Consider the following 12,590-nt stretch of genomic DNA (forward strand, 5'->3'; position numbering starts at 1 on the left):
AGGGACGTAATTATGGATTTCGAAATCGGACCCGGCCTGTTTGGTGAAGGCTTTATGTGGACCATTTTATGGAGTGATGCGCTGATCTTTTTGCTGGTCGGTGCAATCTCCCTGTTCGTCGCCTCTTTTCGGCGCAACCCGCAAAACATGGAACGCTGGCGACAGGTGTTTGCTACCAGGTTGGGCATGGCAACCTTTGTTATCATCATGTCCTATGTGGTGATTGCTTTGGTGGATTCCATCCATTTCCGCAAAGCGCTGCCGGTTACGGAAGGTCAAAGCAGCGAACAGGTGTATTACAGCAATGATGTGAATAGCCTGCTGGATCTTGCCCTCGGTGAGATGGGTGAACGCCCTGAGCGCACCTATTCAGCACCTTTTGCACTGAAGTCATGGAATAAGGAAAACCTGTTACTGCCGGATGGAGAACGGGGTCGGGATTACCCGGAGCTGGCCTATGGCGGTGCTCATTTGGCAAGCCCGGAATCGTTTGTTAAAGATGTTGCTATTAACTCACTGGTCGGAATTGGCAAAGGCCTGGCTGTTGCCCTGGCACTGATCAGCCTTCATGCCCTCTGGTTGCGTAGAAGCCAGTCTGCCGGTGCTGGTGATATAAGCCCTCTGCCCTGGAAGTCAGCCTGGATTACCTTTGCCATTATCATGGCTGTGCTTGGCTGGTTGATCACCATGGGCAATCTTTATCATGTTCTGGGTACTGATCAGGCCGGAAACGACACGCTCTTTGAAAGCCTGAAAGGTATTCGGACCGGCGTATTGATTGGCACATTGGCTACCCTGATCACCATGCCTGTCGCAATCAGCCTTGGGTTGGCAGCCGGTTACTTTAGGGGCTGGATTGATGATATCGTGCAATATATTTATACGACGCTTATCTCTATTCCCGGTTTGCTATTGATAGCAGCCTCCGTTCTGCTGTTCCAGGTCTGGATCAATAATAATCCACAGTTCTTTGAGATCGGCCTGGAAAAAGCCGATGCCAAGTTCCTGGCACTGTGTTTTATTCTGGGTATCACCAGCTGGACAACCCTCTGTCGCCTGCTGCGGGCAGAAACCCTGAAGATCAGCCAGCTTGACTACGTTCAGGCTGCACATGCCTTTGGAGTCAGCCATTTCCAGATTATCAAACGGCATATCCTGCCCAACCTCAGCCATATCATTATGATCTCCTTCGTACTGGACTTCAGTGGTCTTGTACTGGCGGAAGCGGTTCTTGCCTACATTGGTGTCGGTATCGATCCTGCCATGGCCAGCTGGGGCAATATGATCAATATGGCCAGCACGGAACTGTCCCGAGAACCATCTATCTGGTGGAATCTGTGCGGGGCTTTCTTCCTGATGTTTACCCTGGTGCTGTCTGTCAACCTGTTCTCTGACCTGGTTCGCGACGCGTTTGACCCAAAAACCAAACTGGAGACGGCATGATGACGGCGACAACAACTGAAGCACGATCCACTGCCTACGTTCAAACGGCCACCAGTGAACTCACTATAAAAAAGCAAACAGTCGATAAGTCGCTGGCGCTTTCCGTCAGCAACCTGAGTGTTCGCTTGCGTCATAAGCCATATACGGCCATTTTGAAAGATGTCAGCTTTGACCTGAAAAAAGGTGAAGTGTATGCACTGGTTGGCGAATCCGGCAGTGGCAAATCCATAACGTCCCTGTCCATTCTGCGACTACTGCCGGATGCACTGACCATTACCAGGGGTAAAATCGCCTTGCCTGAAACCAGCCTGTTCGCTTTAACGGAACAGGAAATGGGCGGTATACGCGGCAAAAAGATCGCCATGATTTTTCAGGATGCACTGACTGCCTTGAACCCGGTACAAACCGTTGGGGCTCAGATTGCAGAGACCTTGAAGATTCATACCTCGCTGAGTTCTTCAGAAATCCGTGAGCGGACGGTTGAACTGTTTCGGGAAGTAGGCTTGCCTGACCCGGAGAAGCGGGTTGACTGGTATCCCCACCAAATGTCCGGAGGTCAGCAACAGCGTGTGATGATTGCCATGGCTTTGGCCTGTGAACCCGATATTCTCCTGGCGGACGAGCCAACCACCGCTCTTGATGTGACGATTCAGAAACAGATTCTGGAACTGATTAAAACGCTGACCTTAAAGCGCAAACTGGCCGTTCTGCTGATCACCCACGATATGGGGGTTGTTCGTCAGACTGCTGATCGGGTCGGCGTTATGTACCAGGGTGAGATCATTGAACAGAATGTTTGTGAAGCCTTCTTTGCCGATCCAAAAGAAGCCTATAGCCGACAGCTGATCGATAGTCTTCCGGATATGGACGAGTACCGTTCACTGGAGAAAGAAGCGTCCCTGTTAACCGTGGAAGACCTGAAAATCCACTTCCCGGTGCGCAAAGGATTATTTCAGCGGGTGCACAGCTACACCAAAGCCGTTGATGGCATCAGTTTTGCCATTGGCAAAGGCGAGACTCTGGCCCTGGTTGGTGAATCCGGGTGTGGTAAGTCTACGACAGGACGTGCCATTCTTAACCTTGAGAAAGCCACTGCTGGCAACATCTGGTACAACAGCCTTTGTGTCAATCAGCTAACCCGCCGGGAAATGCTGCCGCTGCGCAAGAAGATTCAGGTTATTTTCCAGAACCCGTTCTCTTCCATGAACCCACGCATGACCGTTGGCGATATTATTGAAGAGGGAATGGTCAGCCTTGGTCTTGAACTTTCTAAAGAGGAGCGGATTCAGCGCATTGAATCCCTGCTTGCCCGAGTAAGGCTTGAGCCTGAGCATCGTCACCGCTACCCACATGAGTTTTCAGGGGGTCAACGACAGCGTATTGCCATTGCCCGGGCTTTGGCCGTAGAGCCGGATCTGATTATCTGTGACGAACCCACCAGCGCCCTGGATGTTTCCATTCGGGCTGAAGTACTGGACTTGCTGTTAGAGCTTCAGAGGGAGTTACAGGTATCCTATCTGTTCATCACCCACGATCTTTCCATTATTCCTCACATCGCCCATCGCGTTGCGGTCATGCAGGGTGGCAAGATTGTTGAACAAGGTCTGACTGAACAGGTTTTGACCCAGCCACAACATGAATATACAAAAATGTTGCTGGATGCGGTTCCTTCGGCCCATTGAATTGAGAGGGAAGTTGGTGTGCGTTCCCACCGCTCCGCGTGGGAACCAGGACACCTCAGACAATTATTTCTTGCTTTCTTACCCGCTCCTTCCCGTATTTTTTTATTAATGACCTGAACTGGTCATAACTTAAACCCAACATTTCTGCTGCCGCTTTTTGATTATGCCGGCAGTTTTCCATGGCATGATGGACAAACGAGCACTCTGTCTCTGCCAGGACACCCTTCAATTCTACGACCTGCCCTTCTCTCATTTGCTCAAGCCATAATTCAAGCTGTCCAGTTTTATTGGTTACATCAATATCAGAAGAAGAGCTTCGATATTCTTCTTTGGATGTCTTTACGTCTGGCTTGTTCGATGTTTTTAATCCGGAAAGCCATGGAGAACTGAATGGGTCGAGCACAATGTCCTCAATGGGTTCACCCGAGATGCTATGACATACACTGCGTTCAACAACATTCTTAAGTTCCCGGACATTGCCAGGCCACTGATAGTTATCCAGAGTTTCAATCGCTGAGCCTGAAAAGCCTGCAAAGCCTATGTCGTCTTCTATCTCTCCCAACTCGTGAGAAATTCGCACAGCAAAATGATTGGCAAGTAACAGGACATCCTCCTGCCTAGCTCGCAGAGGAGGGATAGCCACCACATCAAACGCCAGTCGATCCAGAAGGTCTTCCCTGAAGCGTCCTTCTCTTGCAAGCTCAGGTAAGTTTTCATTGGTTGCGGCTACCACCCTCACATCAACCTGCACAGGCCTGGAGCTGCCAACCCGGTATAACTCGCCATACTCCACAACCCTTAGCAGTTTTTCCTGCAGCCTTGGCCCCATGGTCGCCAACTCATCGAGAAAAAGAGTCCCTCCATCAGCCGCTTGAAAAAGCCCCGTTCTCGCCTGTCGTGCACCGGTGAACGAACCGGCCACATGGCCAAACAGTTCTGAATCCAGAAGTTCATCATTGAATGCGGCGCAATTAAGCTTAACAAGATTCTGTTGCCATCGTGGTGACAGGTAATGCAAACGACTTGCGACCTCTTCCTTACCCGTTCCCCGCTCTCCCATCACTAATACCGGACGCTCATGGCGAGCATAGCGGGAAATTGACTCAAGCATCTCAAGAAATGCAGGCGATGAGCCGATCAAAGTCTTCTTCCTGGAGGAAATGATGTTGGGCATTGTTTTTGTTATTCGAAAGCTTTTGCGATTTAAACCATTGTCTGGTCTATCAAACCACATAGTGGCCAAAAAGACCACGGTCAAAAATTGTCAACCCTAAACAGAAACTTAATAATTCTTTAATAAACAGCAGGTTATTGTAACTTGTCAGGTTGGCACAGTTTCTGACCTGTTAAATGGAAAGTAAATAGTTAATGAAAGGAATTCTAAACATGAAAGCACTGCTTCAATCTGTTATTGTCTCACTTGGTTTGATTAGCACAGTTGCTCTTGCCAATGAGCTGCCACTGTGGTCAGAAATGATTTCTGACACTGAAATGAAAGTACTGCAAACGGAAGCTATGGAGCAAATAGAACAAGAACTGATGAAAGAGCTGCCAGCAGATCTCGCCAGACATCACCAATTGATTAATGAGCACCTCTTTGATCAGCAGCCATTAAACGAGACCGTTCAGCAAAATGACAACAACAGCCATTTAAACAAGAAAAAAGACGACAAACGCATTATTAATTTTTTGAAAATCAACCCGAATCAGGGGGCGCAGTCATGAGTATTTTTTCCCGTCTCAGTGACATCCTGAATGCAAATATCACCGCTCTGCTGGATAAGGCAGAAGATCCTGAAAAGATGGCTCGCCTGATGCTTCAGGAAATGGAAGAAACCCTGGTTGAAGTGCGCTCCGATGCCGCAGGTCTGATCGCCGATAAAAAAGATATCGAACGACAGCTGGCGAACAGATTGAGCAATATTGAAGAGTGGACCGCCAAAGCCAGACTGGCACTTGAGCATAACCGTGAAGACCTTGCCCGCCATGCTCTGGCAGAAAAGCAAAGATTGCTGTCAGAATCCCGGGAAAAAGAACAGTATCTGGCAGAAATGGAACAGCAGCTTGGCCGCCATGATGAAGACATACAGCGTCTTCAAAATGCCATGAAGGAAGCTCGCAAACGTCTTGAGTCTCTGCGCCTCAGAAGGCAGGTGAGCCAGAATCGTCTGAAAATGCGGGAGAGCACCCGGGAAAAGGCTCGGTTGCGTCAGGAAGCCAGGTTCGAAGAGATGGAAAGGGATCTGGATGCATTGGATAGCCAGTTAGAAGCTCAAGGTCTTGGTACTTCAGAACTTGAGCAGGAATTCCAGAATCTGGAAATGAACAGTGCAGTGGAACAAGAACTTGCCTCTCTAAAAGCATCTCTGTCCACAGAAAATCCTGAAAAAGCCGTTTGAGAATGGTTAAAACAACAATACTGAATTGATCCAAAAAGGGAGTCACAATACCTATGGAATATGTCATCGACGGCATTGTCCCCATCAGTGCCATTCTGATTTTATTCCTGTTCCTGCCCTGGCTTGTCTTCCACTACCTGACACAATTGCGTCAGGCCAGACAGTTGGATGAAGATTCTCAGGAGCTTTTTGAAGCCACTGTACACAGGGTAGAAGTCATGGAAGAACGAGTTCATGTTCTGGAGCGTATTCTGGACAATGAAGTTCCGGACTGGAGGACTCGTCAATGAGAGTGATCAGAAAAATTTTCACTCAGCAAAAGGAAGGTGAAGCCTCTCCCGCTATCATGGGCGTGTGCAGCTATATTGCCAACCGATTTCATCTGGATGTTCTTGCGGTTCGGCTGAGTGCAGCAGGTATTGCTTATTTCACGTCAACCTCTCGAGCCATCCTTGCCTATATTGCCATTGGCGTTGTCCTCAGCATTAGCTCAGGAAAAGACACTTATCGAGGGCGTCGGGTCAAGAAAATAAAAGTAGATGTAAACTCTGAGTCGGCAGAACAAAACGACGATGCCCTTATTAATGATAAAGAAACAGCGCCTGGACTTTCTAAAACCTCTGTCAGTCAACTGGCCCGTAAAGTAACAAGACTGGAAAGTCGTCTGTCCCGAGTCGAGGACAGCGTAACGTCAAATCATTTGAAATTCGCTCGTGAGTTTCGAGATCTGCAATCTTCAGAAAAACCTGCCAGGCAAGAATCATAACCATCCCCCCCCTGCTGATTAAGACAGATTGCAATACATATTCATATCTGTTCTTATTGGCAAGTTGTTTGCTAACACAATAAAAAAACCACTTCGTACTTCTATATATCGCTACGTTGTTGAGCATGGATACCCTCCGGGCTTAAGTAGACTGTCGATACTTACTGCATAAGAAGACCATGAAAAGAGGAAGTAGCACCCGTGAAAATCAAACAATTCAAGCAACTTAAAGCTGGCTTGCTGGCTGTTTCTATTGCACTTTCCGGTACATTGCTAACTACTCCGGACAACGAGGCCCTGGCGTCCGGCACCCTCCGTATCGGCAATATGGGGGAGCCCGCCTCTCTTGATCCACACTTCATTTCAGGCACCTGGGAAAGCGGCATTGTTGGCAATATGTTTCTTGGCCTGACCACAGAAGCCGCCGATGGCACAATCATTCCCGGCGCGGCCGAAAGCTGGACAGTGTCCGACGATGGTCTTGTATATAAGTTCATGCTCAGAGACCACACCTGGTCTGATGGCAAGCCAGTGACCGCGCAGGATTTCAAAATGGCACTGGAACGTATCCTGAAGCCTGAAACGGCTGCTGGTTATGCTTCCCTTCTTTACACCATCAAAGGTGCTGAAGAGTACAACACCGGCAAGGCAGGTCCTGAAGCTCTTGCAGTAAAAGCCATTGATGATAGTACACTCGAAATTACACTTTCCGGCCCGGCCCCTTACTTTATTGCACAGCTGGCCCATTACACCGCCTACCCAGTGCCGAGTCATAAAATCGAAGAGCTGGGTAAAAACTGGGCAAAAGATAGTAACATGGTCAGCAATGGCGCGTTCACTCTGAGTGAGTGGACACCTAACGCTCAGATTCGCTTGAAAAGAAACCCGCAGTTCTACGACGCTGCGAATGTATCGCTGGATGAACTGGTTTACTACCCACAGGAAGACCGTTCAGCTGTACTAAAGCGAGTTCGGGCTGGCGAGATTGATATTCAAACAGACTTTGCTTCTTCAGATCTGAAATGGCTGGAAAAAAACATGCCGGACTACGTGCGCATCGCACCGTACCTCGGCGTTTATTACTACCCTCTTAACCTTGATGATGATGTGCTGAAAGACCTGCGTGTCCGGAGGGCGCTGGCGATGACCATTGATCGCAAAATTCTCACTGAAAAAGTGTTAAGAACGGGTGAAGTAGCGGCATACAGCTTTGTACCACCCGGTACTGGTGACTACGGTTCATCTCCTGAAGTCAGCTGGAAAGGAATGACTCAGGCTGAGCGTGTCGCCGAAGCGCAAAAACTGATGAAACAAGCGGGCTTTGATAAGTCTAATGCACCTACCATCCGATTGAGTTACAACACGTCAGAGAACCATAAGAAGGTTGCCATCGCTGTTGCTGCTATGTGGAAAAAAGCACTGGGGGTTAAAACCGAACTGTTTAACACCGAAGTCAAGGTTCACTACGACAACCTGAAAACCCGGGATTTTCAGGCTGCCCGCGCTGGCTGGATCGCTGACTATAACGATCCACAGAACTTCCTGAACCTGATGGAAAGCCGTAACACTTCTCAGAACTACGCTAACTTCAATGACAACACCTTCAACGATCTGATGAGAAAAGCGGAGCTGGAAGCCGACCCTGTCAAGCGTAATGACTATATGCGACAGGCTGAAGTTATTGCCCTGAACGAACTGCCAAATATACCTATTTACCACTATGTATCCAAAAACCTGGTGAGTCCGAAGGTTGATGGCTGGGTTGATAACGCCTCCGATATCCATCGGGCCCGATACCTTTCTATTAAGTAACTGGACAGCCTCCTGCTATACAGCAGGAGTGTGCTCAAAAGCTGTCGTGCGCCACGGATGGCCATGAAGAACAAAACGAAGAGGGAACTCCAGAGGAAAGAGCGAATTGTTCCATGTTCTCCTATATTCTCAAGCGGTTGCTGACGGCGGTTCCGACGCTGCTGATCATCATTACCATCGCATTTTTTATGATGCGTATTGCCCCCGGTGGGCCGTTCGATCAAGAACGACAGTTACCCCCGGAAATTGAAGCCAACATTCTCAAAGCCTACGATCTGGACAAACCAGTCTATGAGCAGTATTTCATTTACCTTGGTAAGCTGCTTCAGTTTGATTTTGGCCCTTCTTATAAATTCAGAGACTTTTCCGTTACTGAGCTGATTTTGTCCGGCTTACCAGCAAGCTTCCAGATTGGCGGACTTGCTATATTGCTGGCGACGTTTATTGGCATTGGTTTAGGAACACTTGCAGCACTTTATCAGAACCAAAAAACCGATTACGCCATTATGGGCGTTGCGATGACCGGTATAGCGGTTCCTAACTTTGTTGCGGCCCCAATTCTTTCCCTGGTATTTGGTGTCTACCTCGCCTGGTTACCGGTTGCAGGCTGGGGAGATGGCGCTGCCAGAAACCTGGTTTTACCCGTAATTTCTCTGGCACTGCCACAGATCGCTTATATTGCCCGACTGACGCGGGGTTCAATGATTGAGGTTCTGCACTCTAACTACATCAGAACGGCAAGGGCTAAAGGAATTCGCGAACGCCTGGTGGTCATTCGCCATGCCATCAAAGGTGCTTTGTTGCCTGTGGTTTCCTATTTAGGGCCAGCGGTTGCCGCTGTGACTACCGGCTCGGTAGTGATTGAGTCGATTTATGACATTCCAGGCGTTGGCCGTTACTTTGTCAATGCCGCACTGAACCGTGATTATCCATTGGTGATGGGTGTGGTAATTTTCTACGCAACCCTGATTCTCATTATGAACCTGATCGTGGATGTGGTGTACAGCTTTCTGGATCCAAAACTGAGGGTTAGCGGATGAGCAACATCATGAATGTGAACGATAAACTGGCCACGTTTAACGACAACTTTTCAGATTCAGCCGATTTAACTGAAGTTGTCGGCCGCTCTCTCTGGCAGGATGCCCGTATTCGCCTGATGCGAAACAAGGCTGCTGTGGTTTCAATGATCATTCTATCCATCATTACATTGATGGCTATTTTTGCTCCCTGGCTGTCATCTCACCCTTTTGATGAGGTCTATTGGGACTTTATTCAAGTGCCTCCCAACGTTGCTGAAGGCTTCTGGTTTGGTACCGATGAGAATGGTCGAGATCTGTTTGTCCGCACGCTCTATGGAGCAAGAGTTTCGCTCATGGTTGGCCTGGTAGCCACAACCGTGTCACTGGTCATCGGTGTCGTTTATGGTGCTGTAGCAGGCTATATGGGTGGACGTATCGATAATATCATGATGCGTTTTGTGGATATTCTTTACTCCCTGCCTTTCATGTTCTTTGTGATTATTCTGATGGTCATCTTTGGTCGCAACATTTATCTGATCTTTGTCGCATTAGGTGCTGTTGAATGGCTTACCATGGCCCGTATTGTGCGAGGCCAGACCCTGGCGGTTAAAAAGAAAGAGTTTGTTGAAGCAGCCCATGCCAGTGGCGTGTCAACGACAAAAATTATCTTCCGCCATATCATTCCCAATATTCTTGGGCCGGTGATCGTCTATATGACACTGACAATTCCCCAGGTCATTCTGACGGAAAGTTTTCTCTCCTTCCTGGGTCTCGGGGTTCAGGAGCCTTTGACCAGCTGGGGCGTTTTGATTTCCGAAGGGGCAAAAGTCATGGAATCCGCACCCTGGATGCTGGCATTCCCGGCCACTTTCCTGGCCATCACACTTTTCTGTTTCAACTTCATTGGTGATGGTCTGCGCGACGCACTGGACCCCAAGGATCGATAACTATGAACGACAACATCATTCTTGAGGTCAAAAACCTCAATACCCGCTTCGATACACCGGATGGTGAAGTAGCTGCCGCCAATGAGATCAGTTTCACCCTGAAGAAAGGTGAAAGTCTGGGTGTCGTGGGTGAATCTGGTTCCGGAAAAACCCAGATATTTATGGCTTTGATGGGTTTGCTGGCAAAGAATGGCAAAACCACGGGTGAAGCTATCTTTAAAGGCCAAAACATTCTTGGACTGCCCGTTACAGAACTGAATAAGGTGCGTGGCGTTTCTCTGTCCATGATTTTTCAGGACCCAATGACGTCCCTGAACCCCTACCTGAAAGTCTCACGACAGATGACTGAAGTCCTGATTGAACATCAGGGCATGAGTCAAAAAGAAGCCCTGGAAAAATCCATTGAAATGTTGGAACTGGTAGGTATACCCGAGGCCCGTAAACGGGTTCATATGTACCCCCATGAGTTCTCTGGCGGCATGCGTCAGCGAGTTATGATTGCTATTGCGCTGCTCTGTGAGCCGAACCTGTTAATTGCTGATGAGCCAACCACCGCGCTCGATGTTACCATTCAGGCTCAGATTCTGGACCTGCTCCATGACCTGAAAGACAAACTGGGTATGTCCATTGTGATGATTACCCATGACCTGGGTGTCATTGCCAGTATGTGCGATCATGTGATGGTGATGTACGGTGGTCGTGTGGTTGAAACCGGATCCGTACAAGCACTCTTCAGTGATGCTAAACACCCATACACCCGGGGTCTTTTGCAATCCATGCCGAGAATTGATGGTGATCATAATGAAGACCTCTACGCAATTCCCGGACAGCCTCCCAACCTTCAAGCATTACCACAAGGTTGTGCATTTCAGCCCCGATGCCAATATGCGACCGATCTCTGTCAACAGGAGCGCCCTCCAACCACTGAGTTTGATGCTGGTCGAACCGCTTCCTGCCATCAACTGAGTTCAGCTTTTCACACCAGCAGTCCTGTTAAAAAGAATCCTGTTCATGTCGTGGAGGGTGTTTTATGAGCGTTAATGTAAAAGTGCCAATCCTTACAGTAGACAACCTTAAGGTGCACTTCCCCGTCGATACAGGCACATTCTTCACGAAAAATAAGACTTTGAAAGCCGTCGATGGTGTCAGCTTCCAACTTCATGAAGGTGAAACCCTTTCTGTCGTTGGTGAGTCTGGCTGCGGGAAATCCACGCTCGGTAGAGCAGTTCTGCAATTACTGCACAATACCGATGGGCAGGTTGTCTGGATGGGGCAGAGCATCACCGGGCATTCCGTAAAAGAGATGCGCCCTCTGCGCAAACAGATGCAGATCATTTTTCAGGATCCGCTGGCCAGCCTTGATCCTCGCATGACCATCGGTGAGATTATTGCTGAACCGCTGGTCACCCATCATCCAGAGCTTGCCGGGAAGGCGGTCAGGTACCGTGTTCGTGAGATGATGGATATTGTTGGCCTGTTGCCACGCATGATCAACCGTTACCCCCATGAGTTCTCAGGTGGACAGTGTCAGCGAATCGGTATTGCCCGGGCAATGATTCTTCAACCCAGGGTGATCGTCTGTGATGAACCTGTATCCGCACTGGATGTATCTATTCAGGCGCAGATCATTAATCTGCTGGGAGAGTTGCAACAGAAGTTTGGTCTGTCACTGCTGTTTATCAGTCATGATCTTTCCATTGTTCGTCACATCAGTCATCGGGTAATGGTTTTGTATTTGGGTAATGTTATGGAGATTGCTGACAAAGATGATCTCTATAACTCGCCAAAACATCCTTATACACAGGCTTTGATTTCCGCAGTTCCGGCTCCGGACCCTGCGGTGAGAAAGAAGCGGGTAGTATTGAAAGGCGATTTACCTTCACCGATTGATCCACCGTCAGGCTGTGTCTTCAGGACTCGCTGCCTCTACGCGGACGAACAGTGCTCACAGAAAAAACCAGACCTTGTTGATTGTTCCACGTCCGGATTGAATCGGCGTCACCAGGTTGCCTGTTATAAAATTGAAACAATCGACGATTGACCACTATGCGGGGTGATTTACTCCGCTCTTCAGTGCTTCTGATTAAAACCGAAATGCTGCGTAAAAAGTATGGCCTGCTCTATCCGCACCTCGAAGGCCCCGATGGTACGGCTAAACCCGGAGAATTAATACCATGTCTATGGAAGAACAAACAGAAAAGGAAGGAACTTGAAAATGAATCGGACACTATCTCAAGAGAAAACGACAGGATTTGAAAACACCCACAACAGCGCTTCATAGTTAAGAAAAGTGGCTCCCCGAGCTGGACTCGAACCAGCGACCCAATGATTAACAGTCATTTGCTCTACCAACTGAGCTATCAGGGAACTAATCGTCAGCTTTACTGTACTGACAACAGTATCTTCAACAAGAGACTTTTTATGAGTCTCAATGCTGTATGGTGGGTCGTGTAGGATTCGAACCTACGACCAATTGGTTAAAAGCCAACTGCTCTACCGACTGAGCTAACGACCCATTCTTA

Annotated in this window: 12 protein-coding genes and 2 tRNA genes; 11 read left to right on the top strand and 3 right to left on the bottom strand. The window is 48.6% G+C overall.

Annotated elements, in window-relative coordinates:
• Window positions 1-12: 12 nt before the first annotated feature.
• Together J7439_RS16480 and J7439_RS16485 are read left to right on the top strand one after the other, a co-directional pair.
• Entirely contained in the window at window positions 13-1,443 is a 1,431-nt protein-coding gene (locus J7439_RS16480) for an ABC transporter permease (protein ID WP_209203069.1), read from the top strand.
• Window positions 1,440-3,125 carry an ABC transporter ATP-binding protein gene (locus tag J7439_RS16485; RefSeq protein ID WP_209203070.1) on the top strand — a complete coding sequence of 562 codons (1,686 nt, stop codon included), beginning with the start codon at window positions 1,440-1,442 and terminating at the stop codon, window positions 3,123-3,125. Before J7439_RS16480 ends, J7439_RS16485 begins: the two co-directional genes overlap by 4 nt.
• Window positions 3,126-3,180: 55 nt before the next feature.
• Here the strand turns inward: J7439_RS16485 and pspF are convergent, their stop codons facing one another.
• Window positions 3,181-4,287 (bottom strand): phage shock protein operon transcriptional activator, encoded by a 1,107-nt coding sequence (gene pspF, locus J7439_RS16490; RefSeq protein ID WP_353623076.1) that lies wholly within the window; start codon window positions 4,285-4,287, stop codon window positions 3,181-3,183.
• A 224-nt stretch (window positions 4,288-4,511) separates the two neighbouring features.
• Between pspF and J7439_RS16495 the strand changes: the two genes are divergently transcribed.
• From J7439_RS16495 to J7439_RS16535, 9 genes are all read left to right on the top strand, one after another.
• A complete protein-coding gene (locus J7439_RS16495; protein WP_209203072.1) occupies window positions 4,512-4,850 on the top strand; it encodes a hypothetical protein in 339 nt (112 codons plus the stop codon).
• Window positions 4,847-5,524: a PspA/IM30 family protein gene (locus tag J7439_RS16500; protein WP_209203073.1), complete on the top strand. Its 678-nt coding sequence runs from the start codon at window positions 4,847-4,849 to the stop codon at window positions 5,522-5,524. The genes J7439_RS16495 and J7439_RS16500 overlap by 4 nt, the downstream gene beginning before the upstream one ends.
• Before the next feature lie 53 nt (window positions 5,525-5,577).
• Window positions 5,578-5,814 carry an envelope stress response membrane protein PspB gene (gene pspB / locus J7439_RS16505; RefSeq protein ID WP_209203074.1) on the top strand — a complete coding sequence of 79 codons (237 nt, stop codon included), beginning with the start codon at window positions 5,578-5,580 and terminating at the stop codon, window positions 5,812-5,814.
• Window positions 5,811-6,290, top strand: coding sequence for a PspC domain-containing protein (locus tag J7439_RS16510; protein ID WP_209203075.1), 480 nt, complete (start codon window positions 5,811-5,813; stop codon window positions 6,288-6,290). The genes pspB and J7439_RS16510 overlap by 4 nt, the downstream gene beginning before the upstream one ends.
• 201 nt (window positions 6,291-6,491) lie before the next feature.
• Window positions 6,492-8,102: a peptide ABC transporter substrate-binding protein gene (locus J7439_RS16515; protein WP_209203076.1), complete on the top strand. Its 1,611-nt coding sequence runs from the start codon at window positions 6,492-6,494 to the stop codon at window positions 8,100-8,102.
• Between the two features lie 113 nt (window positions 8,103-8,215).
• Entirely contained in the window at window positions 8,216-9,142 is a 927-nt protein-coding gene (gene oppB / locus J7439_RS16520) for an oligopeptide ABC transporter permease OppB (RefSeq protein ID WP_209203077.1), read from the top strand.
• Between the two features lie 8 nt (window positions 9,143-9,150).
• On the top strand, window positions 9,151-10,068 hold the full coding sequence (locus J7439_RS16525) for an ABC transporter permease subunit (protein WP_209203080.1): 918 nt from the start codon (window positions 9,151-9,153) through the stop codon (window positions 10,066-10,068).
• A 2-nt stretch (window positions 10,069-10,070) separates the two neighbouring features.
• The gene (locus tag J7439_RS16530) at window positions 10,071-11,102 is read left to right on the top strand and encodes an ABC transporter ATP-binding protein (protein WP_209203078.1); all 1,032 of its coding nucleotides are present in this window, start codon (window positions 10,071-10,073) and stop codon (window positions 11,100-11,102) included.
• Window positions 11,099-12,109, top strand: a complete 1,011-nt coding sequence (locus J7439_RS16535) for an ABC transporter ATP-binding protein (protein ID WP_209203079.1) — start codon at window positions 11,099-11,101, stop codon at window positions 12,107-12,109. The genes J7439_RS16530 and J7439_RS16535 overlap by 4 nt, the downstream gene beginning before the upstream one ends.
• Window positions 12,110-12,359: 250 nt before the next feature.
• Here the strand turns inward: J7439_RS16535 and J7439_RS16540 are convergent.
• Window positions 12,360-12,435: transfer RNA gene (locus tag J7439_RS16540), tRNA-Asn, on the bottom strand.
• A gap of 72 nt (window positions 12,436-12,507) precedes the next feature.
• Window positions 12,508-12,583 (bottom strand) — tRNA-Lys (locus tag J7439_RS16545).
• Between the last annotated feature and the right edge of the window lie 7 nt (window positions 12,584-12,590).

This window comes from Salinisphaera sp. G21_0 (assembly GCF_017744115.1).
Taxonomy (GTDB): Bacteria; Pseudomonadota; Gammaproteobacteria; order Pseudomonadales; family Endozoicomonadaceae; genus Endozoicomonas.

Bases quoted from the DNA above. Each gene is read 5' to 3' on its own strand.
- J7439_RS16480 (WP_209203069.1), top strand. From the start codon at position 13: ATGGATTTCGAAATCGGACCCGGCCTGTTTGGTGAAGGCTTTATGTGG.
- J7439_RS16485 (WP_209203070.1), top strand. From the start codon at position 1,440: ATGATGACGGCGACAACAACTGAAGCACGATCCACTGCCTACGTTCAA.
- J7439_RS16495 (WP_209203072.1), top strand. From the start codon at position 4,512: ATGAAAGCACTGCTTCAATCTGTTATTGTCTCACTTGGTTTGATTAGC.
- J7439_RS16500 (WP_209203073.1), top strand. From the start codon at position 4,847: ATGAGTATTTTTTCCCGTCTCAGTGACATCCTGAATGCAAATATCACC.
- pspB (WP_209203074.1), top strand. From the start codon at position 5,578: ATGGAATATGTCATCGACGGCATTGTCCCCATCAGTGCCATTCTGATT.
- J7439_RS16510 (WP_209203075.1), top strand. From the start codon at position 5,811: ATGAGAGTGATCAGAAAAATTTTCACTCAGCAAAAGGAAGGTGAAGCC.
- oppB (WP_209203077.1), top strand. From the start codon at position 8,216: ATGTTCTCCTATATTCTCAAGCGGTTGCTGACGGCGGTTCCGACGCTG.
- J7439_RS16525 (WP_209203080.1), top strand. From the start codon at position 9,151: ATGAATGTGAACGATAAACTGGCCACGTTTAACGACAACTTTTCAGAT.
- J7439_RS16530 (WP_209203078.1), top strand. From the start codon at position 10,071: ATGAACGACAACATCATTCTTGAGGTCAAAAACCTCAATACCCGCTTC.
- J7439_RS16535 (WP_209203079.1), top strand. From the start codon at position 11,099: ATGAGCGTTAATGTAAAAGTGCCAATCCTTACAGTAGACAACCTTAAG.